Below are 728 nucleotides of genomic sequence, written 5' to 3'. Positions count from 1 at the left end.
CGATCTCACCGTCAAAATGGAAAAGCAATCGTCAGACGAACTTGGCGCGCTCACGTACTCCTTTAACGATATGACCATGCAAGTCAAACAGCTCATTGAAACAGCTCGCTTCATGATTAATGGCTTATCGACTGACGCAAACAAGCTCAACGACATTGCAACGGAAACACGCGACACTTTCCACAAACAAAAAGCTGAAACCGATGAAATCTCAAATGCGATGACCCAAATGGTTGCAGCAGTTGGTGAAGTCGCTCAAAACACGGCTCAAACCTCTGAAGCGGCGCAACAAGCTGAGGCACGTGCACAAACTGGACAATCGATCGTTCAAGCAACCGTTACAGCTATTGATCGCCTAGCGAACGAAATAAAACTTTCTGTCGACCACATCCACAAGGTATCGGACGACAGTAAAGAAATTACGAATGCATTGGTCGAGATTAAAGCCATTGCAGAGCAAACCAATCTTCTCGCTTTGAATGCCGCGATCGAAGCTGCTCGAGCTGGAGAACAAGGACGCGGCTTTGCCGTGGTAGCTGACGAGGTACGAACCTTGTCACAGCGCACTCAAAAGTCGACCGAAGATATCGATTTAATGGTAGACAAACTCCACAAAGGTGTTGGTCTTGCTGTCAACTCAATGACCAAGAGCCACCAAACGACTGATGAAACGGTTTCACACAGCGCTGAAGTCAGCGCGGCCCTCGAACAAATCGTAAACAGCGTAG

The 728-nt window shown here is 47.9% G+C and carries 1 protein-coding gene; it reads left to right on the top strand.

All coding sequences use genetic code 11. From position 1 onward, the window contains the following. Positions 1-728, top strand: a 728-nt coding sequence (locus A3739_RS13300) for a methyl-accepting chemotaxis protein (protein ID WP_197472309.1), incomplete at both ends; no start/stop codon positions are given.

This window comes from Oleiphilus sp. HI0067 (assembly GCF_001635735.1).
The sequence above is the reverse complement of the archived record's forward strand: the minus strand, read 5'-3'. Positions and strand labels throughout refer to the sequence as shown.